Raw genomic sequence first — 435 nt, 5'->3', positions numbered from 1 at the left:
CCGATAGCGTCCACGCGCAGTTCGACCGACTCCTGGACTACGTCGACGACAAGCTCCCGGACGCGCACGACCACCTCGACACCGCCCGGGCAGACATCCTCGCCTTCACCGGGTTCCCCGAAGGGCTCTGGCAGCAGATCTGGTCCAACAACCCCAACGAGCGCCTCAACCGCGAGATCCGCCGCCGCACCGACTCCGTCGGCATCTTCCCGAACCGCGACGCGATCATCCGCCTCGTCGGCGCCGTCCTGGCCGAGCAGACCGACGAATGGGCCGAAGGACGCCGCTACCTCGGCCTCGATATTCTCGCCAAGAGCAGACTCACCCTCGTCGCCGACAACAGCCCCGAGGAGGTGACCGACAGCATCCTCGGACTCAGCGCCTGACCCCACACATCGAAGGACCGAGCGCTACACCACTACCGGGGACTTGACC

Annotated in this window: 1 protein-coding gene; it reads left to right on the top strand. The window is 66.7% G+C overall.

The window, feature by feature from the left end; genetic code table 11:
• On the top strand, nt 1–386 hold a 386-nt coding region (locus DWB68_RS15855; RefSeq protein ID WP_199700487.1), incomplete at its 5' end, for a transposase.
• Between the last annotated feature and the right edge of the window lie 49 nt (nt 387–435).

Origin of the sequence: Galactobacter valiniphilus (assembly GCF_003575975.1) — a bacterium.
Lineage (GTDB): Bacteria > Actinomycetota > Actinomycetes > Actinomycetales > Micrococcaceae > Galactobacter > Galactobacter valiniphilus.
The sequence above is the reverse complement of the archived record's forward strand: the minus strand, read 5'-3'. Positions and strand labels throughout refer to the sequence as shown.